Origin of the sequence: Roseovarius nanhaiticus (assembly GCF_900156535.1) — a bacterium.
GTDB lineage: Bacteria > Pseudomonadota > Alphaproteobacteria > Rhodobacterales > Rhodobacteraceae > Roseovarius > Roseovarius nanhaiticus.
Window position 1 is genome coordinate 394195 of record NZ_FTNV01000002.1, and the last position, 25407, is coordinate 419601.

General features: G+C 65.5%; 26 protein-coding genes. 15 read left to right on the forward strand and 11 right to left on the reverse strand.

The annotated features are described in order from the left end of the window. Position 1: 1 nt before the first annotated feature. From BW975_RS12095 to rpsD, 4 genes are all read right to left on the reverse strand, one after another. Positions 2–910, reverse strand: coding sequence for an extensin-like domain-containing protein (locus BW975_RS12095; RefSeq protein ID WP_083687093.1), 909 nt, complete (start codon positions 908–910; stop codon positions 2–4). Positions 911–936: 26 nt separating this feature from the next. Next, positions 937–1854 (reverse strand): prephenate/arogenate dehydrogenase family protein, encoded by a 918-nt coding sequence (locus tag BW975_RS12100; protein ID WP_076534353.1) that lies wholly within the window; start codon positions 1852–1854, stop codon positions 937–939. Next, a complete protein-coding gene (hisC, locus tag BW975_RS12105) occupies positions 1851–2936 on the reverse strand; it encodes a histidinol-phosphate transaminase (RefSeq protein ID WP_076534355.1) in 1086 nt (361 codons plus the stop codon). Before hisC ends, BW975_RS12100 begins: the two co-directional genes overlap by 4 nt. A 123-nt stretch (positions 2937–3059) precedes the next feature. Further along, a complete protein-coding gene (gene rpsD / locus BW975_RS12110) occupies positions 3060–3680 on the reverse strand; it encodes a 30S ribosomal protein S4 (protein WP_076534357.1) in 621 nt (206 codons plus the stop codon). A 278-nt stretch (positions 3681–3958) separates the two neighbouring features. Here rpsD and BW975_RS12115 point away from each other — a divergent pair, with 278 nt between their 5' ends. Next, positions 3959–4657 (forward strand): DUF1045 domain-containing protein, encoded by a 699-nt coding sequence (locus tag BW975_RS12115; protein WP_076534359.1) that lies wholly within the window; start codon positions 3959–3961, stop codon positions 4655–4657. A gap of 7 nt (positions 4658–4664) precedes the next feature. On the opposite strand, the gene BW975_RS12120 is transcribed toward BW975_RS12115, so the two are convergent. Together BW975_RS12120 and BW975_RS12125 are read right to left on the reverse strand one after the other, a co-directional pair. Beyond that, the gene (locus BW975_RS12120; RefSeq protein ID WP_076534361.1) at positions 4665–5234 is read right to left on the reverse strand and encodes a ferric reductase-like transmembrane domain-containing protein; all 570 of its coding nucleotides are present in this window, start codon (positions 5232–5234) and stop codon (positions 4665–4667) included. A 51-nt stretch (positions 5235–5285) separates the two neighbouring features. Further along, positions 5286–5774 (reverse strand): peptidase associated/transthyretin-like domain-containing protein, encoded by a 489-nt coding sequence (locus BW975_RS12125; RefSeq protein WP_076534363.1) that lies wholly within the window; start codon positions 5772–5774, stop codon positions 5286–5288. A gap of 228 nt (positions 5775–6002) precedes the next feature. Between BW975_RS12125 and smpB the strand changes: the two genes are divergently transcribed. From smpB to BW975_RS12150, 5 genes are all read left to right on the forward strand, one after another. Next, entirely contained in the window at positions 6003–6479 is a 477-nt protein-coding gene (smpB, locus tag BW975_RS12130; RefSeq protein ID WP_076534365.1) for an SsrA-binding protein SmpB, read from the forward strand. Next, complete coding sequence (locus BW975_RS12135) at positions 6479–6763, forward strand: hypothetical protein (protein WP_076534367.1); 285 nt, start codon at positions 6479–6481, stop codon at positions 6761–6763. The genes smpB and BW975_RS12135 overlap by 1 nt, the downstream gene beginning before the upstream one ends. Positions 6764–6841: 78 nt before the next feature. Continuing rightward, positions 6842–7699, forward strand: coding sequence for a 3-mercaptopyruvate sulfurtransferase (sseA, locus tag BW975_RS12140; protein WP_076534369.1), 858 nt, complete (start codon positions 6842–6844; stop codon positions 7697–7699). A 5-nt stretch (positions 7700–7704) separates the two neighbouring features. Continuing rightward, entirely contained in the window at positions 7705–8886 is a 1182-nt protein-coding gene (locus tag BW975_RS12145) for an amino acid aminotransferase (RefSeq protein ID WP_076534781.1), read from the forward strand. A 52-nt stretch (positions 8887–8938) separates the two neighbouring features. Beyond that, a complete protein-coding gene (locus BW975_RS12150) occupies positions 8939–10045 on the forward strand; it encodes a pyridoxal phosphate-dependent aminotransferase (protein ID WP_076534371.1) in 1107 nt (368 codons plus the stop codon). Positions 10046–10052: 7 nt separating this feature from the next. Here BW975_RS12150 and BW975_RS12155 read toward each other — a convergent pair whose 3' ends face one another. Beyond that, a complete protein-coding gene (locus tag BW975_RS12155) occupies positions 10053–11270 on the reverse strand; it encodes a pyridoxal-phosphate-dependent aminotransferase family protein (protein WP_076534373.1) in 1218 nt (405 codons plus the stop codon). Here BW975_RS12155 and BW975_RS12160 point away from each other — a divergent pair. Continuing rightward, positions 11254–12087 (forward strand): tyrosine-protein phosphatase, encoded by an 834-nt coding sequence (locus tag BW975_RS12160; RefSeq protein WP_335743500.1) that lies wholly within the window; start codon positions 11254–11256, stop codon positions 12085–12087. The two genes, BW975_RS12155 and BW975_RS12160, sit on opposite strands and share 17 nt — an antisense overlap. Before the next feature lie 6 nt (positions 12088–12093). Here BW975_RS12160 and BW975_RS12165 read toward each other — a convergent pair whose 3' ends face one another. Together BW975_RS12165 and BW975_RS12170 are read right to left on the reverse strand one after the other, a co-directional pair. After that, positions 12094–13101, reverse strand: a complete 1008-nt coding sequence (locus tag BW975_RS12165; RefSeq protein ID WP_076534375.1) for a type I glyceraldehyde-3-phosphate dehydrogenase — start codon at positions 13099–13101, stop codon at positions 12094–12096. Positions 13102–13377: 276 nt separating this feature from the next. Further along, on the reverse strand, positions 13378–13845 hold the full coding sequence (locus BW975_RS12170; RefSeq protein ID WP_076534377.1) for a GNAT family N-acetyltransferase: 468 nt from the start codon (positions 13843–13845) through the stop codon (positions 13378–13380). Between the two features lie 555 nt (positions 13846–14400). Between BW975_RS12170 and BW975_RS12175 the strand changes: the two genes are divergently transcribed. From BW975_RS12175 to BW975_RS12205, 7 genes are all read left to right on the forward strand, one after another. After that, positions 14401–14619 (forward strand): Flp family type IVb pilin, encoded by a 219-nt coding sequence (locus BW975_RS12175; RefSeq protein ID WP_076534379.1) that lies wholly within the window; start codon positions 14401–14403, stop codon positions 14617–14619. A gap of 77 nt (positions 14620–14696) precedes the next feature. Then, on the forward strand, positions 14697–15899 hold the full coding sequence (locus BW975_RS12180; protein ID WP_076534381.1) for a CpaE/TadZ family protein: 1203 nt from the start codon (positions 14697–14699) through the stop codon (positions 15897–15899). After that, positions 15896–17488, forward strand: a complete 1593-nt coding sequence (locus BW975_RS18355) for a CpaF family protein (protein ID WP_272482022.1) — start codon at positions 15896–15898, stop codon at positions 17486–17488. The genes BW975_RS12180 and BW975_RS18355 overlap by 4 nt, the downstream gene beginning before the upstream one ends. 9 nt (positions 17489–17497) lie before the next feature. Then, a complete protein-coding gene (locus BW975_RS12190) occupies positions 17498–18430 on the forward strand; it encodes a type II secretion system F family protein (RefSeq protein WP_170846606.1) in 933 nt (310 codons plus the stop codon). After that, positions 18423–19394 carry a type II secretion system F family protein gene (locus BW975_RS12195; protein ID WP_083687094.1) on the forward strand — a complete coding sequence of 324 codons (972 nt, stop codon included), beginning with the start codon at positions 18423–18425 and terminating at the stop codon, positions 19392–19394. The genes BW975_RS12190 and BW975_RS12195 overlap by 8 nt, the downstream gene beginning before the upstream one ends. Positions 19395–19400: 6 nt before the next feature. Continuing rightward, entirely contained in the window at positions 19401–19820 is a 420-nt protein-coding gene (locus tag BW975_RS12200) for a TadE/TadG family type IV pilus assembly protein (protein WP_076534385.1), read from the forward strand. Further along, positions 19810–21570 (forward strand): pilus assembly protein TadG-related protein, encoded by a 1761-nt coding sequence (locus BW975_RS12205; protein ID WP_076534387.1) that lies wholly within the window; start codon positions 19810–19812, stop codon positions 21568–21570. Before BW975_RS12200 ends, BW975_RS12205 begins: the two co-directional genes overlap by 11 nt. A 78-nt stretch (positions 21571–21648) precedes the next feature. Here the strand turns inward: BW975_RS12205 and BW975_RS12210 are convergent, their stop codons facing one another. Further along, positions 21649–22200 (reverse strand): helix-turn-helix transcriptional regulator, encoded by a 552-nt coding sequence (locus BW975_RS12210; RefSeq protein ID WP_076534389.1) that lies wholly within the window; start codon positions 22198–22200, stop codon positions 21649–21651. Positions 22201–22795: 595 nt separating this feature from the next. Here BW975_RS12210 and BW975_RS12220 point away from each other — a divergent pair. Further along, positions 22796–23824 (forward strand): M48 family metalloprotease, encoded by a 1029-nt coding sequence (locus tag BW975_RS12220; RefSeq protein WP_076534393.1) that lies wholly within the window; start codon positions 22796–22798, stop codon positions 23822–23824. A 69-nt stretch (positions 23825–23893) separates the two neighbouring features. Here BW975_RS12220 and BW975_RS12225 read toward each other — a convergent pair whose 3' ends face one another. Then, positions 23894–25375: an SPOR domain-containing protein gene (locus BW975_RS12225; protein WP_083687096.1), complete on the reverse strand. Its 1482-nt coding sequence runs from the start codon at positions 25373–25375 to the stop codon at positions 23894–23896. Between the last annotated feature and the right edge of the window lie 32 nt (positions 25376–25407).

Genomic DNA, 25407 nt, shown 5'->3' on the forward strand with positions numbered 1-25407 from the left:
CTTAGCGGCAGTAACTGCCGCCCCGGTGCCGCGCCGTGTCAAAATGGAAGTGGTCCGCGTGAAACCGGTCTGAATTCGGGCCCAGAACGGTGCCGAAAGGTCCACAGGCAGAGCGGTGCATCTGGCGCAGAAGCTGGCCTTTTTGGCCTTTGTTCCAGTCGGTCAGCACCGTAATCGTGCGCCCGTCGCGCAGCTGGAACCCGGCAATGTCGATGGCTCGACCCTTGCCATGCTCTGAAATCTCGCCGCCGCGTTGATTGTTGCGGGTGCGGCAGGCGTAATGCGCCACGACGCGCAGCTGCGCGACGCCGCCGCCATAGCTGCCCACGGCGGGCTTCATCCCGCTGCCGATCCAAGTCTTGATCGCGCTGGCGGTGCGGCAATCCATCAGGGCGTGCTGGCTGAGCGCGACGCCGTCGATGCTGCGCACCTTGACCGCGTCTTGGATGCCGCAGCCCGAGATCCGGCCCGGCACGCGGCCGATCTCTTCGCCCTGAATGGCCGGATCATTGCACACCATGCCGCGCGCGCGAGCCTCCTTGCGCTTTTGCGCCTCGCGTCCAATGCCCAGCGGACGCAAAAGAGGGCGCAACGAGGAGAAGAGCCCGCCGCGCGGCTGCTCGACGCGGCGCGGCGCCTCCGCGGTTTGAAGTGTCTCGTCGCGCGGATCCGATTGACGGCTGGGGCTTGGACGATTGCCTTGGCCATCGCGCTGTGGCCCACCGGTTCGGGGCGCTTGGCGGCTGTTCTCGGGCGCGCTCTCGCGGGCGATGGGGCGCGCGGCGCTTTGCGGGGCGGCGGGTGCGGGCGGCGGGGCGCCCACGCTGTCCGGGCGCGCGACGGGGCGAAGCGATGTTTCGGGCGCGCTGGCAAGTGCGGCGCCAGCGGCGGCGACAAGGGCAACCAGCATGGCGACCCGTCTCGTCCGCCGCCCGGTCATCCGCTGCGGGCCCGGCCGAAATCGGGCGCGTCGGTGTCCTGCCCCGCCTCGATGATGCCGCGCCGAATGGCGCGTGTGCGAGTGAAATAGGCGTGCAGGTGATCGCCATCGCCGGTGCGGATCGCGCGCTGCAGCGCAAAAAGCTCTTCGGTGAAGCGGCCCAGAATTTCTAGCGTCGCCTCGCGATTATTCAGGAACACGTCGCGCCACATGGTGGGATCGCTGGCCGCGATACGGGTGAAATCGCGAAAGCCTGCGGCGGAGTATTTGATCACTTCGCTATCCGTCACGCGGCCCAGATCATCGGCAACCCCCACCATCGTATAGGCAATGAGGTGCGGCGCGTGACTGGTCACGGCGAGGACCAGATCGTGATGATCGGCGTCCATTTCGTCAGTCAGAGCGCCAATGCCCTGCCACAGCGCCTCCAGCCGATCCACAGCGCCGCGGTCCGCACCCTCCTGCGGCACGATCAGGCACCAGCGATTGTCGAAGAGTTCGGGAAAGCCGGAGCGGGGGCCGGAATGCTCGGTCCCAGCCAGCGGATGCGCGGGCACGAAGTGCACGCCGTCCGGCAGATGCGGAGCCACGGCATCAATCACCGCGCGCTTGACCGAGCCGACATCACTGACGGTCGCGCCGGGCTTCAGCCCCGGTGCGATCTCGGCGGCGACAGAGCCCATGGCACCCACGGGCACGCAGAGCACCACCAGATCGGCGCCCTCGACCGCGGCGGCGGCAGTATCCTCGATCCGGTCACACAGGCCGATCTCACGCGCGATATCGCGCGTGCCCTCGGAGCGGGCGTAGCCTACGACCTCGCCCGCCAGCCCGGCGCGGCGAATGGCAAGCGACATGGAGCCGGCGATCAGTCCGAGGCCAATCAGCGCGATGCGGCCATAGATCCGACTCATCGGGCCGTTGCCATGAATTGCCCCACCGCATGGGCCACCCGGCGGCAGCTGGCCTCGTCCCCGACGGTGATGCGCAGGCAGTTGGGCAGGTTGTACCCCCCGACGCGGCGCACGATCAGACCTTCGGACTTCAGGTAGTCGTCACAGGCCTCGGCCTCGGCCTGGTCGGCAAAGCGGGCAAGAATGAAATTGGCCAGCGACGTGTCGGACGAGACGCCATGCTCGCCCAGCGCCTCGGCCAGCCATGCCCGCCAGCGGGTATTGCCCTCGCGGCACTTTTCGGCCCATTCCGTGTCGCGGATCGCCGCCTCAGCGGCAGCCAGCGCGGCGGACGACACATTGAACGGGCCGCGCACCCGCGCCAGCACGTTCATCACATGCGCCGGGCCATAGCCCCAGCCGACACGCAGCCCACCAAGCCCGTAAAGCTTGGAGAAGGTGCGCGTCATGACAATGTTCGCGCGCTGCTCGACTAATGCCGCGCCGCCGTCGTATCCCTCGACATACTCGGCATAGGCACCGTCCAGCACCAGCAGGACATGATCGGGCAGGCCATCGGCCAGACGCGCGATCTCGCCCTCGCCCACCATCGTGCCGGTGGGGTTGTTGGGATTCGCGATAAAGACCAGCTTGGTCGCTGGCGTCACGGCGGCGAGGATCGCGTCGACATCCGTCACGCGCTCGCGCTCGGGCACCTCGACCGGGGTCGCGCCATTGGCCAGCGCGCTGATGCGGTACATGCCAAAGCCGTGCTCGGTGTGGATGACCTCGTCGCCCGGTCCGGCATAGGCCTGGCAAAGAAAGGCGATGATCTCGTCCGAGCCGTTGCCGCAAAGGATCCGCTCGGGATCGAGGCCATGCACCTCGGCGATGGCGCCGCGCAGGGCGGCATGGTCCGAGGACGGGTAGCGGTGCAGGTGATAGGATGCCTTGCGAAATGCCTCCTTGGCGGCCTCGCTGGGCCCGAACGGATTTTCGTTCGAGCTGAGCTTGACCACGTTGGCGACGCCCGGCACATGCGCGGCCCCGCCCTGATAGAGCGTGATGTCCAAGATACCCGGCTGCGGTGTGATGTTGCTCATGCGGCCCCCTCCAACGACGCCCGTTCTACCCATGGCATCCGGCCTTGACCAGTGCCAATGAAAAGGCCGCCCCGGTTTCCCGGCGCGGCCAATCTTCGCAGAGCACAGAGGAAAAGCGGCGCTTTAGTTCTGTGCGTAGAATTCGATGACGAGGTTCGGCTCCATCATGACCGGATAGGGCACATCCGACAGGCCGGGCGTGCGCACGAAGGTCGCGGTCATCTTGGAGTGGTCGGCATCCACGTAATCGGGCACGTCGCGCTCGGCCAGTTGGACGGCCTCGAGCAGGACGGCCAGCTGCTTGGAGCGGTCGCGGACCTCGATCACGTCACCCTCTTTCACGCGGTAGGAGGGAATGTTGACGCGCTGACCGTTCACCTTGACATGGCCGTGGTTCACGAATTGGCGTGCGGCGAACATGGTGGGAACAAATTTGGCACGGTAAACGACGGCGTCGAGCCGACGCTCGAGCAGGCCGATCAGGTTCTCGCCGGTGTCGCCCTTGACGCGGGCCGCTTCGGAGTAAATGCGCTTGAACTGCTTCTCGGTCAGATCGCCGTAGTAGCCCTTCAGCTTCTGCTTGGCGCGCAGCTGCAGGCCGAAATCGGAAATCTTGGCCTTACGGCGCTGACCGTGCTGGCCGGGGCCGTATTCACGGCGGTTCACCGGGGACTTGGGGCGACCCCAGATGTTTTCACCCATACGGCGGTCAATTTTGTACTTGGCAGACGTGCGTTTTGTCACGGCTGATCTCCTTCTTTGCGTTGTCGAAGGGCGTTGTCCTTTGGATTGCTCCTGACAGGCATCCCCTTGCGGGGGCCACCAACACCAATGAAGCCGCGCTTATATCGGGGATTGGGGCAGAGTCAACGGGCGCTGCGCCAAAAGGGAAAAGTGCCTCCGGCGGGGATACTTTCGGCAAGAAGAAATGGACGTGCGGGCCATCAAGGGGCATGGGATTTGCAAAACAGCCCGCGTCTGTCATTTCAATAATGGATCGACCGCGGAAGGAAAGGTGCGCCATGCAGGGCGGCAGATACCGGCGCTACGCCATCTATTGGACGCCCGCTCCGGGTCCGCTTGCGCGCTTCGGTGCGGGGTGGCTGGGCTGGGATCCGGCTGCTGGACAATCCATACAGCGCGCCGGAATGCCCGGCATTTCGCAGGATCGCCTGGCCGTGCTGACCGAGGGGCCGGATCGCTACGGGCTGCATGCGACCTTGAAAGCGCCGTTCTGCTTGGCGCCGGGAGCCAGTGAATCAGATGCACGCGCGGCGCTGGAGGCGTTTGCGGCGAGGACTGCGCCGGTGCAGGCCGATGGGTTGGCCTTGGCCCGGATGGGCCGGTTTCTCTGTCTGCAACTTGACGGCGACGAGCGCGCGGTATCAGCGCTGGCAGCCGACGCCGTGCATGCGCTCGATCCGCTGCGCGCCCCGCTGACCGAAGCCGAAATGGCGCGGCGCGGGCGCATGACGCCCGAGGCCGAAGCCCTGATACGCCGCTGGGGGTATCCGCATGTGATGGAGCGCTACCGGTTTCACGTCACGCTGACCGCCCGGCTGGAGGATAGCGCGCGCGAGGAGGTGCGGGCGGCCCTTGCGCCGTTTCTGGCGCCCCTTCTGCCCCGGCCCTTCCGGATCGACGCGCTGAGCCTGATGGGCGAGGACCGCGCCGGGCGGTTTCATTTGCTGGGCCGCGTGCCGCTGACCGGGGCCGCCTGATCCGCGCTCAGCGGCGCCTGGGGCGCAGCCCCGCGGCGGCGTAGAGCGCGGCGATGACGGCGAGCGCGCAGAGCACCGCCTTGGACACGCTCTCCATCGTGCCGTCGATCAACAGGGCATGAACGGCGCTGCCGATCACCACGATCAGCGCAAGGGCGGTATGCCCCAGCCGCCACCTGCGCGGCGACACACGCAGACGCCGCCTGAGCGCCGCCAAGAGGGCCGCCGCAAAGGCCGCCCACATCGCGATGACGCCCCAGGCCGAGAAGGGTGTGGGCGAGGTGAAGGTGAGCGCGTCGATCACATCGGGCGGGCTGGTGACCCACAGCCCCGCGACATGGACCAAGACGGTCAGGATCAGCGCGGCGCCGACCCAAGCATGCGCCCGGCGCTGTCGCATCGCATGCATAGGCAAGAGGCCACGCGCCAAAAGCGGCTGCACCAGCAGAAGCGCCAGCCCGACGACGCCCGCGATGCCCGCCGCGATATAGATGGGGCTGCGCCATGCCAGCAGCGGGCTGGTCAGCGCGAAGGCGATCGGAACGGCTATTACCAGAGCGAGGGCCGCCCATTTCATAGCATTACGGCCCCTGAAAGGCCCAGTCGAAGATCTGGACATCGGCCCCGGTCAGGCCGGCTGCAGAACGAAATGCGCCTCAAGGCTCGTGTCGCTGGCGCTGCTCATGATAGGCCGCAGAAACACGGTCTGAAAATCGTCGCTGTCATAGGCCAGATGGCCATGCGCCTGCCCGAAGGCGGGCACGATCTGCGGCATTTCCATGCGGAAGACGCCGTTTTCGTCCGTAAGCGTGGCACCGTGGCTGTGCGGATCGCGCTCGTGCCCCTCAGTCGTGTGGGCCCATATCTGAATGCGCTGCCCGGCCAGGGGGGCGCCGTCGCCCGCGCGGCGCACCGTGCCGGTCATCCAGAAGCCGCCGCCGCCGATCCGCTCGACGATGGGGGCGCCGGGCAGGTAATTGTTGGCGCCGCCGGGCATCGTCGGCGTCGCTGCCACGGTCGCGGCGCGCAAGGGCGAGACGAGGCCGGATGCCGCGACGGCCAATCCGGCGCTGCCGGTGGCGAGCAAGGTGCGGCGGGTCATCGGTGTTTTGGTCATGGTTTCGTCCTCCCTTTGGGCGATTGCGGTGAGGCGTGCATTTTGCAGTATGATTTTAAGGATGAAATCAAGCGGCCCCAAGTCAATATGACCCACGCGAATGTGAGGCCAAGCCGCGTGTATCCGCCGTTATGGCGATCGCCGCATCTATTGATGATTTGGGCCGACTTTTCGGCTCCGGGGGCGTCCGGGCTGGACTTGGACACGGCGCGTGATTAGATCGGCCCCATGGCCAAGACTGATGAGAACAAGAATTACAAGGTGATCGCCGAAAACCGGCGCGCGCGCTTCGACTATGCGATCGAGGACGATATCGAGTGCGGTATCATCCTCGAAGGCTCCGAGGTGAAATCCTTGCGCCTCGGCGGCGCCAACATCGCCGAAAGCTATGCCACCGTGGACGAGCATGAGCTGTGGCTGGTCAACAGCTATGTCGCCCCCTACGCGCAGGCCAAGACCTTCGGCCATGAGGAAAAGCGCCGGCGCAAGCTGCTGGTATCGAAGCGCGAGATGGCGCGGCTGTGGAACGACACGCAGCGCAAGGGCATGACGCTGGTCCCGCTGGTCCTCTATTTCAACCATCGCGGCCTTGCGAAGCTGAAGATCGGCATCGCCAAGGGCAAGAAGAACCACGACAAGCGCGAGAGCGAGGCCAAGTGTGACTGGGGCCGCCAGAAGCAGCGCCTGCTGAAAGAGCACCGTTGATGGAAATGCTGGCTGCCATGATGGCGGGCGCGGTGGGCGGCATTGTGGTGCGCACGCTGATGCGGCGCGTGCCGGGGCGCTGGCCGCCGACGACCTTGGGTATCTTGGGCGGTTTGGGCGCGTGGTGGGCGCTGGGCGCGATCGGTCCGGGCGAGGCCGCGGGGCCGATTATTCTGTGGCACGTCGTCGCCGGCGCGGTTGCGGGCGGTGCGGTTGTGGCCATCCTGACCCTGCTCCTGTCTCGGGCCGCAAAGGGCGGCAAGGCGCGCAAATCCACCAAATGACGGGCTGCTTGCCTCGGCGCCGGGGCGGTTATAGGTAAGTGGGACCTAATGGTGCGTTGTCATAAAAGGGGCTGATCCATGTCTGCCGATGATCCCAAAATCCTCGTCTCCACCGATTGGCTGGCCGCGCATCTGAAGGATCCGGATCTGCGCATTCTGGACGCGACCACCTTCCTGCCCGGCACGGGCCGCGATGCACGCGCCGAATATGAGGCGGCACACATCCCCGGCGCGCGGTTCTTCGACATCGACGATATCAGCGATCATCGCTCGGAACTGCCGCATATGGCGCCCAGCCCGGAAAAATTCATGTCCCGCCTGCGCGCGATGGGCGTGGGCGACGGTCATCAGGTGGTGGTCTATGACACCCATGGCCTCTTCTCGGCCGCGCGGGTCTGGTGGCTCTTTCGCCTGATGGGCCAAAAGGACATCGCCGTTCTGGACGGCGGGCTGCCCAAATGGCAGGCCGAGGGCCGCGAGATCGAGGACATGCCCCCGATCGTGCGCGACCGCCATATGACCGCGCGGCGCCAGAACCACCTGGTCAAGGACGTCACTCAGGTCGCCGCCGCATCGAAACTGGGCGATCACACCATTTTGGATGCACGCGCCGCGCCCCGTTTTCGCGGAGAGGCGGCCGAGCCGCGTCCCGGCCTGCGGTCGGGCCACATCCCTGGCTCGCGCAGCGTCCCCTATACCGAGTTGCTGCGCGAGGACGGCACGATGAAGGCGCCGGACGACTTGCGCGCCGTGTTCGACGCGGCGGGCGCGGATCTGACCAAGCCGGTCATCACCACCTGCGGGTCCGGCATCACGGCGGCGGTCATCAATCTGGCGCTGGCGCGGATCGGGCATGAGGGCGGCGCGCTCTATGACGGCTCCTGGGCGGAATGGGGCGCCTTTCCGACGGTGCCCGTCGCCACCGGCGACGCCTGAAGGCCATGCTGGAATACCTGCCGGAGCAATCGCCCGACGGCATCCTGCAACTGATGCAGCAGCTGCGCGCCGATCCCCGGCCCCACACGGTCGATCTGGGCGTCGGTGTCTATCGCGATGCAAGCGGAAACACGCCCGTCATGCGCGCCGTGCGGCAGGCGCAGGAGCGGCTAAACAGCACTGAGACGACGAAAACCTACACGGCCCTCGAGGGCGATTCCGCTTTTCTGAGCGCCATGCAAACCCTCGTCCTCGACGACGAGCGGGGCGCGCATATTGCCGCCATCGCCACGCCCGGCGGCACCGGGGCTGTGCGCCTTGGCTTTGATCTGGTGCGCATGGCCTGGCCCGATGCGCGGGTCTTTCACACCGATCCGACCTGGGCCAACCATCTCAGCATTCTGGCATATCTGGGCATGGAGGCCGTGCCCTTTCGCTATTTCGACGCGGCCAGCCATGGCATCGACATGGACGGCATGCTGCAGGATCTGGCGCAGCTGCGCGAGGGCGATGTCGTGCTCTTGCATGGCTGCTGTCATAACCCGACGGGCGCCGATCTGAACGCGACAGGCTGGCAGGCGCTGATCCGCGCGATCAACGCCGCGGGCGCGGTTCCGATGATCGACCTGGCCTATTTGGGGCTTGGCGACGGGATCGACGCCGATGCCGCCGGTCTGCGCGCGGTCTGCGCCGCCTGCCCCGAAGTGCTGATCGCCGTGTCCTGCTCCAAGAATTTCGGCCTCTACCGCGAGCGTGTCGGTGCGCTGCTTGTGCAAGCGCCCGATGCGCGGGCGCAGCGGCTGGCGCAGGGCGCGATGACACATCTCAATCGCCAGACCTATTCCTTTCCGCCCGACCACGGCGCGCGGCTGGCCCAGATGGTGCTGGACGATCCCGCGCTCTGCCGCGATTGGCAGGACGAGCTGGCCGAGATGCGCGGGCAGATCACTGCCCTGCGCGGCGCGCTGGCGGCGGCGCTGCGCGCGCGCAGCAATTCGGACCGCTTCGACTTCATCACCGCGCATCGCGGCATGTTCTCGATGATCGGGGCCAGCCCGGCGCAGGTGACGCAGCTGCGCGAGGATCACGGTATCTACATGACGCGCGACGCCCGCATCAATATCGCGGGTCTGGGCGTGGATGACGTTCCGCATCTGGCGCGCGCGATGCTGGATGTCGGCCTCTAGGCTGCGCGCGGCCCGTCTTGCAACCGCGCACGGCATGCCGTTATCTGGCGCCATGTCACATGCACGCACCACACCGCTGATCCAGTCCTTGCCCGCCTCTGTCCCCTTCGTCGGACCCGAAGTGCAGGAGCGCGCGGGCGGATTTTCGTTCGGCGCACGGCTGGGCGCGAACGAAAACGTTTTCGGCCCCTCGCCCCGCGCGATCGAGGCGATGCAGGCGGCAGCCCTCGACGTGTGGAAATATGGCGACTCGGCCAGCCATGATCTGCGCAGCGCCTTGGCCGCACTGCACGGCACGGCGATGGAGCATATCGTCATGGGCGAGGGGATCGACGGCCTTCTGGGCTATCTCGTGCGCCTGCTCGTTGCGCCGGGCGATGCGGTCGTCACCTCGGACGGCGCCTATCCGACGTTCAATTACCACGTGACAGGCTTTGGCGGCACTCTGCACAAGGTACCCTACGGCGACGACCGCGAGGATCTGCCGGCGCTGATCGCCCGCGCCGCCGAGGTGGATGCCAAGCTGGTCTACTTCTCGAATCCCGACAACCCGATGGGCAGTTGGTGGGTGGGCCGCGATATCGCCGACGCGCTGGACAAGCTGCCGAAGGGGTGCCTCTTGATCCTCGACGAGGCCTATATCGAGTTTGCACCCGAGGCGGCGCTGGCGCCGATTGCCATCGACGATCCGCGCGTCATCCGCATGCGTACCTTCTCCAAGGCCTATGGCATGGCAGGCGCGCGGATCGGCTATGCGCTGGCCGCGGCGCCGCTGATCAAGGAGTTCGACAAGATCCGCAATCACTTCGGCATCGGGCGCATCGCGCAGGCGGGCGCGCTGGCCGCGCTGAATGATACCGGCTGGCTGGCGCATGTGCAGCACTCCGTGGCCCGCGCGCGGGACGGCATTGCCGCGATCGCCGCCGAGAACGGGCTGACCGCCCTCCCGTCGGCCACCAATTTCGTCACGATTGATTGTGGCCGCGATGGCGACTTCGCCCGCGCCGTTCTGGCCGGCCTCACCGCGCGCGGGATATTCGCGCGCATGCCCTTCGTCGCGCCGCAGGATCGCTGCATTCGCGTCAGCTGCGGGCGGGACGAGGATCTGGCCCTCTTCGCCGCCGCCCTGCCCGGCGCCCTGAGCGACGCGCGGGGCTAGGCCCGCATCAGCCCTTGGCGATCACCGCCGCCGCGGCGCCCACAGCGCCTGACCCGTGCGGAATGTCCAGCGCCGCCAGCCCCGCTTCGATGCTGCCCAGAACACCCAACACCATATGGGCGTTCACATGGCCCATATGCCCGATGCGGAAATACCCGTGCCACGCAGGCTCGCTGGGCATGGCAAAGCCAAGGCCCACGCCCAGCGTCACACCCGCATTCGCCTCAAGCCAGGCGCGCAGATCGCTTGCTTTCGGAGCAGGCAGCGACAGCGCAGTGACGGCGCGGCTCCGCTGCGCCGGATCGATGATGTTCATCTTCAGCGCGCCGCCCTCGGCCCAGACCTCGCACGCCGCCCAGATCGCACGCGCCAGCCGGTCATGCCGCGCCCAGACCGCCTCGACCCCCTCATCGTGGATCATGTCCAGCGCGGCGCGCATGCCATAAAGGTGATGCGTCGGCGCCGTGCCGAAGAAATACTGGTAGAATTCATCGGGGTTCGCGCGCAGCGTCCAGTCCCAATAGGGGCTGACGCGGGCAAGGCCGCGCCGCACCTGCGCCGCCTTCTCGCTGAAAAAGACCAGGCCGAGGCCCGGCGGCATCATCAGCCCCTTCTGGCTGCCCGTCACCAGAATATCGACGCCCCACTCGTCCATTTCGAACCGGTCGCAGGCAAAGGACGCGATGCAATCGGCCATAAGCAGCGCCGGGTGTCCCGCCGCATCCATGGCCGCGCGCAGGGCGGACATATCGCTGAGCGCCGAGGTCGAAGTATCGACATGCGTCGCCAGAACCGCTTTGATGCGCCCTTCCTTGTCAGCCCGCAGCGCCGCCTCGACACGGGCCGGATCGATGGGCGATGCGCGCCCGAAATCCAGCTCTTCGACATCCAGGCCCATATCCCGCGCCATCTGCGCCCAGCCCTGGCCGAACCGGCCACAAATCAGCGCCAGCACGCGATCGCCCGGCGCGAGGGTATTGGCAAAGGCCGCCTCCCAGGCGCCATGTCCATTGGCGATGTAGATGGCCACATGCGCCTTGGTCCGCGCCACGCGCTTGAGATCTGGGATAAGCGTGTCGACCATGTCGATCAGCCCGCCCTGATAGATATTGGGCGACGCGCGGTGCATGGCGTTCAGCACCCGGTCCGGCACCACCGACGGGCCGGGAATGGCCAGATAGGATCGCCCGCCCGCCAGCGCGCCCTGAGTGTCCGAAATCGCCATGCCTTACCTCGCCTTGCTCTATCCCGCGCACCTTTACGCCGCCCGCGCGCGGCGTCAATCCACCCTGCCCCGCTTGCCTAAATCGCGGCGCGCCGATACACCCACATTTCCCGACGCAGCGCCCGAGGCCCGCATGTCCCTATTCAAACGTCTGGCCACGTGGGAGCGTGACCTGCGCCAGTCCTACAACACGGATCTCTCGACCCCCGAGAACCGGCGCCGCGCGCATATCTACAACCTGTGGTTCGATCACGCGATCCTGCGCGGCCTCTGGACCAACGAATTCGAGGTGGCGCCGGGCGTCTGGCGCTCGAACCATCCGACGCATAAACGTTTTGCCGCGATGAAGGCCCGCGGGATCAAGTCGATCCTCAACCTGCGCGGCTCCGCCGGGGCTGCGCATTACCTCACCGAAAAGGAAAGCTGCGCTGCACTGGGCCTGACGCTGGTCGATGTCACGCTGCACGCCCGCTATGCCGTGCCGCCCGCCGATATCGCGGCGCTGATCGAGGCGTTTCGCACCATCGAGCGGCCTTTCGTCATGCATTGCAAATCTGGCGCCGACCGCGCCGGGTTTGCCTCGGCGATCTACTTGATGGTCATCGAGGGCCGGCCCGTTTCCGAAGCGCGCAAGATGCTGGGTTTGCGATTCTTGCATGTCAAACGTTCGCGGACCGGCGTGCTGGACTACATCCTCGATCTCTACGAGGCGCGCCATGCTGAGACCGGCATCGGCTTTGAGGATTGGGTGCAGACGGAATACGACCACGCGCAGGTGCAGGCCGATTTCGAGGCGAATTTCAAACCCTGGTTCTGAGCCGCCCTAGCGCCGCGCCCCGATCCGGGTGGCCATATCCAGCATCCGGCAGCTGAACCCCCATTCATTGTCGTACCAGCCGAACACGCGCGTCAGACCGCCTTCGGCCACTGATGTCTCAAGCCCGCTCATGATGATCGATTCAGGCCGGGCGCGCAGGTCCGACGACACCAGCGGCCGCTCGGTCCAGCCAAAAACATTTGCGTGGGACCCCGTCTCCGACGCGGCCTGCAGCAACCTGTTGACCGCCTCCACGCTTGCCGCCTCGCGCAGCCGCACCGACAGGTCGATGCAGGAGACGCTGGCCGTCGGCACGCGGATCGCGCGCGCCTCGATCCGGCCCGCCAGATGCGGCAGGACCAGCGCCATCTGCCCATGCGCGCTGGTGGTCGTGGGCACCATCGACAGCGCCGCGGCGCGGCTGCGCTCCAGCGCGCCGCGCGGCTTGTCCACCGTAGGCTGGCTGCCGGTATAGCAATGCACCGTGGTCATCTGCCCTGACACAATGCCGAACGCCTCGTCCAAAAGACGCGCCAGCGGCGCCAGCGCGTTGGTGGTGCAGGAGGCGTTGGAAATGATGCTCTGATCCGCCAGATCACCTTCATTCGCACCCAGCACCAGCGTCACATCCGCCTCGGCAGACGGCCCCGAGACCAGAACGGCGCGCGCGCCCGCGGCGATGCCCCGCTCGGCCATGGCGCGCTTGCCGGCCATGCCTGTGCATTCCAGCACCAGATCCACGCCCGACAGGTCCAGCTCCCGCAAATCGGCGACCGAATGAAACGGCACGCGCCGCCCATCGACGACCAGCGCCCCGGACTCGGCCCGCACCTCGCCCGGCCAGGTGCCATAGACGCTGTCATATTCAAAAAGATAGGCGCAGGTCGCCAGCGGCTCGATCTCGTTGATCAGTACCAGCTCCACATCCGCGCGCCCGGCCAAAAGGATGCGCAAGATCGCGCGTCCGATCCGGCCAAACCCGTTGACGGCGATTTTGACTGGCGGCTGCTGCATAATGGATCCTCGCATGGGCTTGCCAATCGCTAGCGCATCCGACCGCGCCCCGCCACCCCCGCCGCCGGGCGCCCTTTCACTGTTCGGAAAAATACTCCCGCCGGAGGCGAGAATTCCAAAGCCCCAAGGGTAGATGCGACAGGTAACAAAACCTTCCCTGGGCCAAGCGCCGCTGTGCCGACATTGCGGAAAGGCAGACCCTTGATTTCAGCACCACCTTGAACGCCCATTTCCGGCCCAGCCATCACGCGAAAATCGACGCGTGTTGTCACGCGTCTATGCGCCTTGCCGCGTCTCCAGGTCCAACCGCATCAGCGCCATGCCCTGGCGGCGGGACAACTCCTCGTAGCCGGCGGACAGGTAGGCGTTGAAAGCGGGCGCGTTGTCGGTTTCCACCTTCAAAGTCAGCACCAGCGCGCCAAGCTCCAGCGCCGCCTGCTCTACCCGCTCCGTCAGCTCCGCGGCGGCCCCGCCGCGCGCCTCTTCGGCCAGATAGACATAGGTGAGGTGCCGCACCTCTGGCCCGATGCCTTCCCGAAGGGCGAAAAATCCGACATCCTGACCGGCGACATCCGACAAATAGAAAGAGACATCTTCGCGGTCGCCCAGCCATTTATTGCGCCATTCCACCTCGTCGAAGGGCACTTTGGCATTTGGGTTCAGCAACGGGATGTCCGCATTCCGCAACATCGCGGCCAACGGGGTAAGATCGCCGTCGCGGTTGCGGCGCAGGGTGAGTGCCATGGTCCTTCCTCCGGCTGATCCCGGCGTCAACCAGCCGGGATGCGTCATGAAAGCCGCGCGCTTGACATGGACGGGCCGCTCTCGTCAACCTTGGAGGAAGCCGGTGCTGCGCTATCGCGTGACGCCCAGCGCCGCTGATTGCGCGCAATCTGACGCGCCAGACCCTTGCAATAATCGGGGTAGAATCGAGTCTCTCAACGGAATCGGTTCAGCTGTATCAGAGATTCCCAGCCGCGCTCCGACCGCAGATTTCACGTTTTTTGCCGTGACGCGGACAGCTTGCCCCCCCGTCCGACAGCGCCAAAGGATCCCGCGCGGACCGCCGGATTTTCCCTCGCATTGATCGCGCCACATCTTGACCATCATCGGCGCTGCGCTTGGCCTCAATCTGGTCTCACTTCGTACGACCTTGGTATGAAAAAGCTCAAACTTCGTACTACCGCCGCCGCCTTGCGACCTTGGACTGATTTCCAAAACGCCTCGTTCGGGTGAAGTTCTGTCTCGTTCACCAACGTTCCCGACACCCACAACCTGAAACGAAAGCGAGACCACCCCATGAAACTGACACGCAAGACAATCCAGATCGCCGCCCGCACCTTTGCAAAGGACGAGGATGGCGCCACCGCAATCGAGTACGGCCTGTTCGCAGCCCTTGTCGGCGCCGTTATCGTCGGCACGGTCGCGACCCTTGGCAACCAGACCAATGAGGGGTTCTCCGAAATGAGCGGTGCGCTCACGGCGGCGGGCATCACCGGAGAGCCGTCGGACGGCTAAGCCCGGCGCCCAAGAGTGGCGTGCGCTGGCGATTGCCACCGCACGCCGCATCACCCCCCTCACCCAGGACAGAGATCATGCCGTTCGACACATCCACATCGCAAGGTATCGCCCCCTTCGCCGCCTACGTCTGCACAGACCAAGGGGCAGAGCTGGCCCGCACGGTTCTGGAGCGGAGCGGCAGGCCGGACGGCGCCGTGCATGGCGGCGGCCTGAGCGGGGCGGCGCGGCTTTGTGCCGATGTCGCAAGCGCGCAGATCGTTTTGGCCGAGATCGGCAAGATTCCGGTATCGATGGCCTGCGAATGCGTGACCGAGATGTCGGCCTCCGGCGTCGGTGTCATCTTGCTGGGCGAGCATACGGACATCGATACATATCGGGCGCTGCGCAATGCCGGCGCACTGGAATATTTCACCCTGCCCGCCAACGCAGATGACATCCTTGCCATCAAGCCCAAGGGCCCTGCCCAGACCGAGACTGCCTCGCAGCCCGCACCAAGCCCGTCGATCGCCGTCCTGGGCTGCAAGGGCGGCGTCGGCGCCAGCCTTTTGGCCCAAAACCTCGCCTTCCACGCGGCAAGTGCCAAGGGCGCACAGCTTCGCACGGCGTTGCTGGATGCGGATCTGCAGTTCGGCTCGCAAGCGATTGATCTGGATCGCGACGGAACCGCCGGTCTTTTTGAGGCGCTCAACGCGCCTGACCGGATCGACGAAACTTTCATCCGTGCCACGATGGACCACCTGAATGATGGTCTCGCGCTCTATTCTCACCAAGTCCGCAACGGGCAGGATGCGCTGTCGTACGAGACGGGGCTCTCACAGGTGATCGCGCCAATACGTGCGTGTTTCGGCGCCGTGATTACCGATCTTCCCCGCGACGTGATGATGCGCCATCCCGAGCTGCTGGCGCAGTTCGACGCTGTCGCACTTGTCATCCCCAGTGGATTTTCCGGCGTGAATGCCGCGACCCGCCTCATCGAAAGGATCAACGCCGAAGCGCCTGATATCCGCATCCTTCCTGTCCTGTCTGACCTGCGCCGTGATGCCGCCCTGTCGCCGAAGGTGGTTGGCGCGACCATCGGGCGCGATATAGCCGCAACCTTGCCCCGAAGTGACGCCCCCCTGATACGCGCGCACCGCGCCGCACGGCCCCTGATCCAGTGCCAGCCAAGAGGGCCCTATGCAAAGGCCGTGCGCACCATCTGGAAGGCGGCAACGGCCGACGCCCCTCAAAAGGCACAGACGAAACAACGCGCGATGCTGAAAAGGATGTTCGGATGACCATGCATTTCCCGCAAAGCCTGCGGCACGACGCCTTGGCCCAGGTACTCAAGATCGCAAAACAGATCGACGCCGAGGGCCTTTCTGCCTCCGAGCGTGCCAATGTCGCCGTCAGCTACGTGGTGGAAAATGCCAGCTCGCCTTGGCCGCTCGCGCTTCAGCGCGAGATCCTGGCCGATGCCACCGCAACGCTGGAGGCAAAAGCCCCGACACCGGCGTTGACGCCTGCCCCCAAGCCCACGCCAGCACCCGCACCGCAGAGATCCGCGATACCGCCGGCAGCCCCGCCCCGGTCTTTGTCCCCGGCCCCAGCTGCCCCTGCGCCCTCGTCCAACCTGATGAATATGTCCAACGAGGTCGTGAAGGCGCTGTCCGAAGTCCTCGACTTCTCCGAGTTGGCACGCGAGACCCGCCCCGAGCAGGAAGCGCAGATCCACGGCGCCATTCGTACCCTCTCGGAAGATCGCAAGATGCACCTGAACGGGCGCGAAGTCGATGATCTGGTCGGTGCGGTTCTCGCAGACATGCTGGGCCTTGGCCCGCTTGAGGCGTTGCTGGCGGATGACCGCGTGACGGACATCATGGTCAACGGCCCCGAGCAGGTCTTTGTCGAGCGTGGTGGAAAGCTGGAAATGACGGGCATCACGTTTCGTGACAACGCGCATGTCTTTGCCATCGCCAGCCGCATCGTCAGCGCAGTCGGGCGCCGCATCGACGAATCCCAGCCAATGGTCGATGCCCGGCTCAAGGATGGAAGCCGCGTCAATGTCGCGGTGCCGCCCCTGGCGATCGACGGACCGACGATCACGATCCGCAAGTTCCCGAAAAACCCGGTCAAGCTGGACGCGCTTGTCGCGGGCGGCACTCTCAGCACCCAGATGGCGGGACTTCTGGCAATGGCCTCGTTCCTGCGTCTCAACATCCTGATTTCGGGCGGAACAGGCTCGGGCAAGACGACGCTAATGAATGCGATGTCGCAATTCATTCCAGCAGGCGAGCGTCTGGTCACCATCGAGGACGCGGCCGAATTGCGCCTGCAACAGCCGCATGTCGTCCGGTTCGAGACGCGCCCGCCGAATGTCGAAGGCACGGGCGAGGTCACAATGCGGACGCTGGTGCGCAATGCCCTGCGGATGCGTCCGGACCGCATCATCATCGGCGAAATTCGCGGCGACGAGGTGCTGGACCTGCTTCAGGCGATGAATACCGGCCATGACGGATCAATGAGCACATTGCACGCCAACTCTCCGCGCGAGGCACTGACCCGCGTCGAAAGCATGGCGGCCCTGGCGGGGTTCGCGCCTGGAAATGGCGTCGTGCGCCGCCAGTTGACCGATGCCGTGCATCTCATCGTGCAGGTCTCGCGCATGCGTGACGGCAAACGGCGGATCACGTCGATCTCTGAAATCGCAGGTCTCGCCGGGGACACCGTCACCTTGCAGGAGCTTTTCACGTACGACACTGACGCAAGCAGCACACGCACCGAGGTAAAGGGCGCGTTCAAGTATTCCGGCTACCGCCCGAAATTCGCCAAGCGGGCGGCAGAATACGGCGTCAGCAATGACCTCGACACGTTGCTGGGAGGTTAAGGCATGCCGATGACGCTCATACTGTTTGTGGTCGGTGCCGTTGTTTTTGCGGGGCTGACCCTGTCGCTTCTGGTTCAGGCAGATCGCCAGCGGCGCCGCCATCAGGCGCGATTGCAGCGGGCACGCGCGGACATTGTGCGCGCCAGTGCCAAGACGCGCCAGAAATCAGCCGCAAAAGGGGGCAAGCACAGCCTTTCCGCGCGGATCGAGCGGCATCTGGAGCAGACCAATCTGAGGACCAGCCTGACCGAGCTTATGGTGCAACTCTCGCTCGGGGCGCTTGGGCTTTATGCCCTGTGTGTGCTGGTGCTGAAACTGCATCCACTCGTTGCGCTGCCCCTCGTCATCGCGCTGCCGGTTCTGGCCGCGATCCTTGTCCTGCGCATTGCCAAGGCCCGGTATCGCGCGGCCTTCACCGCTCAGCTTCCCGAAACGCTCGACGTCTTTGCACGTGGCCTGCGGGCGGGTCGGCCTGTCTCGGACTCACTCGCCATCGTGGTGGAGACGGCCAGCGGCCCGGTCCAGCGTGAATTCGCGCGGTGCCACGATGAGATCTGCATGGGCAAAACCCTTGCCGACAGCCTCGAAAGGCTGGCCAGGAGGGTGCCGACCGCGGAAGTCAGTTTTTTCTCGGTCGCCACATCGCTGCAGGCCGAGACCGGCGGCAACCTGATCGAGACGATGGAGTGCCTGGCGGGCCAGCTGCGCGAGCGGCGCAAACTTCGCAAGAAGGCCCGCGCGCTATCGTCCGAGGCGCGCGCCAGCGCGATGATCCTCGCGTCCCTGCCCTTTGCCGTCGCCCTCGCCCTCGCGATCATGAACGGCGCCTATCTGGAGCCGCTCTATGCCGATCCGCGCGGCCGCGTGATGTCGATCGCGGCAGTGTCCAGCATCGGCCTGGGCGTGTTCATGATGGCAAGAATGGGCAAGCTCGATGTCTGATCAACTGATGCAGAATTTCGTCTGGCTGGCCTTTGGCGGTTTGGTGATGTTCATCCTGGGCCTCGCGGCCTTGCTGCAAACCGAACGGGACCGCACGCGGCTGACATTGCGCCTGTCCCGCGTCAATGGCACCGGCCCGGCGCGCCGGGAAAGCCGCGTGGGCCGTCAAAGCGGCAGCCTTGCCCACGCGGGCGCGCAATTGCGGCGGTTGGTGGCGCGCATGGGCGAGCGTCTGTCGGCGGTGCTGGGAGGCGAGGCACGCGAGACGGCGGATGATCTATCGTCTGCCGGGTTCCGCAGCCGCGATGCCCTGCTGATCTACGCCTTTCTCAAAAGCGTGCTGCCCAGTGCCGCGCTGATCGGTGGTCTGGCCTGGGTTCTGGTGACGACACCCATCGGCGTGGGCATGATTTTCCCGGTCGCCAAAGTGATCGCCGTAGCCCTTGGCATGTCTAAATCCGTGGATTTCGTCGTGGACCGCAAGCGCAAGACGCGCCTTGCCCGGATCCGGCGCGGCTTTCCGGATATGCTGGAATTGCTGGTCATTTCCTCGGAGGCAGGCTTGGGCCCGCAACCCGCGCTGCAGCGTGTCGCGACGGAATTGCAGGCGACCAATCCGGAAATCGCGGGGGAAGTCCTGCAAATGGTGTCCGAAATGCGGATGACCAACGACCGCCGCGCGGCCTATGACAAGATGAACATCCGCGTGCCGCTGCCCGAGATCGGCGTCTTCACGCAGACATTGGACCAGTCCGACACCTATGGCACGCCGTTTTCCCGCGCCATGCGCACCCTGATCGAAGAGCAGCGCGCGAACCGCCTGATGGCGGTCGAGGAAAAGGCCGCACGCCTGCCCGTCATCATGACCCTGCCCCTGATTTTTTGCATCATGCCCGCCGTTTTCGTAGTGCTGGTCGGCCCTGCAGCGCTGAGCGTCTTCGACAACATCCTGAAGGGAGGCTAGCGGCCAATGAAACGCTTGCTGACCTCTTTCAGAGCAAATCAGTCCGGCGCCGTGGCCGTCGAGTTCGTGCTGATCGCCCCGATCCTTTTCGGCCTCTTGTTCGGTATCGTCACGCTTGGCTATTTCATGGGTATCAGCCATTCGGTAACCCAATTGGCAAGCGGGGCAGCACGCTCGTCGGCTGCGGGTCTCGATGCAAACGAGCGCATGTTGCTGGCCGACACCTACCTGTCCGAGGCAAGCGAGCGCTATCCCTTGCTCGTTCAGGACGGGCTGACACCCATTATTGCCTACCAGGGCGCCGATCCTGCCGGGATTACCGTGACTGTGAGCTACGCGGTCGACGGCACGCTGCTGGACATTGCCAATGGATTCCTGGGCCTCGGCATCACCTCGATCGACGGGAGTGCGTATCTTGCCTACTGACCTTCTCGCCCGCTTCGCCAAGGACGACGATGGCGCAGTCGCAGTCATCGTGTCCCTTCTTTTGACTGTCCTTCTGGGATTTGTCGCATTCGGCGTCGACATCGCATGGCTCTACCGTGAAAGGGCGCAGCTTCAATCGGTCAGCGATCTTACTGTGATGAGCGTGGTCGCCAAGCCGGAGAACGCGGCATCCCGCGCGACCCAGGCCCTGAGCGGCAATGCAAGATCCTCCGAGACGCTGGATGTGTTGCAGACCGGCCGGTTCCTGCGGAACCCGGCCATCGCGCCGCAGGATCGCTTTGCCGCTCTGCCAGAGGGTAGCGCCGGCATCAATGCCGCGCGCGTCGTGCTGCGCCATGACGCGCCCCTGCACTTCGCACGCATCTTTACCGACCAGACCCATGTGACTTTGGATCGCACGGCCATCGCATCGCGCACGGGCGCGGCCAGCTTTTCCTTGACCAGTCACCTCGTTCATCTGGACGGTGCCGCGTTGAATGAACTCCTCGCGCAGCAGTTCGGCGTTTCAGCCACGCTGAGCCTGGGGGACATGACGGCGCTGGCCGGTGCAAATGTAGATCTTGAAACGCTGCTTGGCGCGCTGGGTGTTCCGGCGGGCGCGAACCCCGCCGATATACTGAATGCCGTGACATCGGGGCGCGATCTGATCGCAGCCTTGCAATCCACGCTGCCACAAGGTCTGGCCAGCCGCCTCGGCGGGCTTGCCTCGTCGGTTGGGGATGCGTCTTTCGCCGTGTCGTCGCTGGTTGGCGGGATTGACACCGATCTGGGCCTGACGGCCACCGACTTCCTTTCCCAGATCGAGATCTCGGCCCTCGACGTGGTCAAAAGCCTGGTGGCAACGGAAACGGCGGGCGACGCACTCAACCTCGAGACCAACGTGACCCTCCCCGGCGTTCTGAGCGTCGAGACCGCTCTGACAGCGGGCGAGCCGCCCGCGCGGTCAGGCTGGATCGCACTGGGGGAGGAGGGCGTGCAGCTGCACCGCGCCGCTGTGCGCTTGCGCTCGGACATCTCGGTTCAGCCCAGCCTTCTGGGCAACCTCGGCGTCGGTGTCCAGGTCGCGTCGGTTCATTTGCCCATCCACACCGAGCTGGCCGGATCGGCCGCGACACTGGAACAGATCAGCTGCAATCGGGCGCAGCCCCAAGACGTGGCAGCACAGTTTCGGACCGGCCCCACGCCGCTTCATCCCTCGAACGGCACCTCCGTTGCGGCGCTTTACCTCGGCACGCTTCCCGAGACGCCCGGCCCGGCCAATCCTGCCCAACTCGGCTTCGCGGATCTGTTGGACGTCAACATCGTCATCGCAATCCCGCTCTTGCCGGACATCAAGATACCGGGCATCGCGATCCAGGCACGCTCGCACGTGAAAGTGGGGCAGTCCCGAACAGAAACGATCAGCTTCACGCACGAGGATGTGGCGAATGGCGCAACGTCCCGGACCTTTGGCTCGGGCAATCTACTCTCGTCCGCCGTGGGTGACCTGCTGTCGCCTGGCAAGTTGGAACTCCGTGTCAAGCCGGGGCAGGAAGGGCTGATCGCGGGTCTTGCGACGCCGTTGATCGACACATTGCTGACATTGCTGCCAGGCCGGCTGTTGTCGGGTGTGGCGTCCCCTGTTGATGGCGTGCTTGATGCCATCCTCGCTGCCACGGGCCTCGAACTCGGCGCGGGTGAGCTGACGCTGACGGGTCATCATTGCGAGCCGATCCGCCTGGTGCGCTAGATCGCAGCCGCTATGCCAGAACGGCAAAAGCCGGCCCATGTCGGACCGGCCTCTTCGGTGCAGCCTGCAAGAGGTTGGTCAGGCGGCGGATCTTGCACGACCGGCAAGCGGCAGCGCATCCTGGGTCATCACCTGTTTTTTATCGCTGCGCTGCTCTGTCGCCATCGAGCAGACTTCATCGGTCACAAAAGCGATCAGTTGGTACCGGGATTCGAGGCCCGACTTCTGATAGATGCGGCCCAGCTGTGATTTAACCGTCGCGATGGCGCAGCCGCGCATTTCCGCGATCTCGTTGTTCGAGAAACCCTTTGCGACGAAAATTGCGACATCCGCCTCGGCTTGTGACAATCCCCAATCGGGCGCATTGCGCAGGATAACGGTTTCCTTGGCCACAGGCTCGCCCGCTCCGGGGCTCAGCTTTTCCTTGCGCTGACGCTCCAGATAGGCCCGCAACTGGGTAAAGCTGAAATAGGCAACAGCGCCGGTCAGGCCGTAAAAGAGCACGAATAGCCCTGAAATCATCGCCAGGTCCGAAAAAAGGCTCAGCGTCGTGAAATGAACAACCACGTAGGTTTTCAACGTCGCAATTGCCCCAACAGCAAGAAGCCCGACGGCCCAGATGCGTGACATGTGAAATGCTCCAAATTGTTAACGATCCGCTTTGTTTCAAAATCGACAACAATTATGGCGACACTGTGTCACTTTTTACAAAAGTTTTAGCCCATTTCGTCAACTTCAAAGGTAAGCCGCCTGCTTGCTTGCGATGCGGGCCGTGGCGCGATCCTGATTTCCCCGCTGCGTTCGGTTTGAATGGGTCAGCCCGCGGGGCTGCTCATGCATGCGGAGACGTACGCCCGAATACGTGACGGCCACCGCTTGGCTGACGTCGACGGCCCGCATCCTGGCGTGCGCGAAACACGGCGATATATCTGCTAGAAACTTGTATTGCATAGATTTCTCACCTCCAAACTCTCGGTGATCTTCGTGGCGACCACGCTTGTCGCCTCCCCCGGAAAGGATCGATTGGCGGGCAGATCCGGCAGGCATAAGATGACGCTGACCTACCCCGTCTGAACGTGGCCGAGCCGTTGCATAACGCGCGCCATAAGCTTTGCCATTTGCCCGCCCTGCCGGCAGTCCCGAACGGCGCGCCAGCCGTTGCCGCCTGCCGCGGCTGCATGCTAGTGTCACGGTCAAAAGCGGGCGACGGACCCGAGGGGCAGGCATGACGGCACTCAGCGAATATCAGCGGCTCGAGGCATCGGGGCTGTGGCGGGCCGCGCCCGAGGATCAGCGCCGCGAAGTCGTCGTATCGGTCGGCAATGCAACGCTCGTCATCACGGACATGCGCGACCGGGTCCTGACCCATTGGTCCATACCCGCAGTCAACCGTGCCAATTCGGGCGTACTTCCGGCGATCTATCACCCCGATGGCGATAGCGGCGAAACTTTGGAACTAGCCGAGAGCGAGGGCCAGATGATCGATGCCATCGAAAAACTGCGCACGGGCATCGCGCGGCAAAGGCCGAAGCCCGGGCGCCTGCGTCTGGGCATGCTATTGGCCTCTGCGGCGATCATCGGAGGCCTCGCGATCTTCTGGCTGCCCGGCGCGGTGCGTGATCATGCGCTGCGGGTCGTGCCGCCGGTCAAGCGGGCACAGATCGGCGCAGCGCTGGAGCGCGAGATGCAGACCGTGACCGGCCCGCCCTGCCGCGCGCCGGGCGGCGTGCAATCGCTGGCCAAGCTGGCACAGCGCCTGCCCTCGACGCGGGGCACCGGCGGATTGCGGGTGGTGCGGGGCGGCGTTGACGGAACTGCGACCCTCCCGGGTGGCACGATCCTGATCCACCGCTCGCTGGTCGAGGATTACGAAGAGCCCGATGTGGTGGCGGGCTATGTCGTGGCCGAGCGTCTGCGCGCCCGCGCACATGATCCGCTGGGCCGCCTTTTGGATCACGCGGGGCTTGCCGCCGCGTTCCGCCTGCTGACAACGGGCGATCCCGGCGATGCCGCCCTGCGCAGCTATGCCGAATACCTGCTCGCCGATGCGCCGCTTCAGCCGATTTCGGACGCGGCCCTTCTGGAAGGGTTCAAGGCATGGTCGGTGCGCGCCGCACCCTACGCCTATGCCCGCGACGTGACGGGCGAAAGCACCCTGGCACTGATCGAGGCAGACCCCTTCGCCACCGAGGCTCCGCCCCCGGTGCTAAGCGACGGCGACTGGTTGCGCTTGCAGGGCATTTGCGGCGGCTGAGCGCGGCCCTTGCAAACCAAAGCGCCGGACCCTTTCGGACCCGGCGCCTTGCCATTCATGTTCAATTGATCAACGCAGGCGCGCGTTTCCGAAACCGGCGCCGCGCACCCGCGACAACGCGGTTTGCGCCGCGCCGTCGCTGACATAGGGACCGCTCAGAACCAGGCTATATCGCTGACCGCCGCGGGTCAGGCTGCCCAGACGCGCGGGCAGGCCCGCAGCGGCCAAACGCTGCGCCGCCTGTTGGGCCTGCGCGCGGCTGGAATAGACGCCCGCCTGCACATAGCTCTGACCGGCCGCATTGGTGGCGCGCGCCTTGGGCGCGGAGACCTTCGCCACCGGCTCAGCCGCAGGCTGGCGCGACTTGGTCGAGATGACGCCGCGCGGCTGCGCGTGGCCATAGGCTTGCGCGGTCGCGGGCGCGGTCATCGCGGCGCGTTGCTGCTCGTAACTGGTATAGGGATAGATCAAACCCGGATAGCTGCGCGACACGTCCCGCCCGCTATCGGTCAGGATCAGGCGCCTCGGAAGGGTCTGCGTCCACATCATGTCCATCTGCGCCTTGCCTGCGAAGGTCTGATGCGCGCGGTGCGGGTTCAGACGGCCGTCCATCCAGACGCGCTTGTAGCCTTCGGGGATGCTGACCCCTTGCGCCGCGCGGGCCTGCGATCGGGCCACGTGGCGCGGTGCAACGCGCGTGGTGACGGGATCAACCCGCACGACCTGCGGCTGCGCCGCCGAGCGCGGAACGGCGGGTGCCGTCACCGGCGCATAGGCCGGAACCGCGGTGGGGCGCGGTGCGGCCGTATAAGCAGGCGCCGTATATTGCGGCGCGGCCATCGCGCGGGGCGCGCTGCGAACGGCCTGAGTGCCGGGAACGCGTGTCACGTGATCTGCCGTTTGCGGGCCACAGCGCACGGCATAACCCGAAGCGGTGCCGCTATAGCGCGCCGAAACGCCGGTGGCGCCCGCACAGCCCTTGGGTGCCGCCCGAACCCGGCGAACCGGCGTGGCTTGGGGTTGAGGCACGGCTTTGGCCACCTGTGCCTGGGCCGGCCGGGGTGCCGGCTGTGGCACGGCGGCGGGGGCTGGGGCTGGCACGCGGCGCACGGCACGCACCTGTGGCTTCGCCGATTGCGCCGATGTGGACCGCAACACGCGCTGCGGGACGGGTTGTGGTGCAGTCGTGGCCACCTGGCGCGGCGGCTGCGCCTGGGGTTGCGCCTGTGGTTCCGTCTGAGGCTGCGCGCGGCGCACCGGAGCAGGCGCCGGTGCCGGCTCTGCGGCGCGCGCCGCGGCAAGGCTGGGCTGCTGATTGCACATTGTCTGGCGTGCACGGGTCACACGCGGCACCCACGTGATATTGCCATCGATACCGGCCCGCACGAATACGCAGCCGGCACTGTCGACATATTGCCGCCCCGTGTAGGAACTTGGCGGGAATTCAGCGGGCTGGCCGGCGTCGCGCAGCGACTGCGCCTCTACCTGCGCGATGCCCAGACTGGCTGACGCGGCGATGACCGCCAGCGCAAGAACGCGTGTTAGTTTCATAATGCCCCCACAAGATGTGCCATATTGTTGCC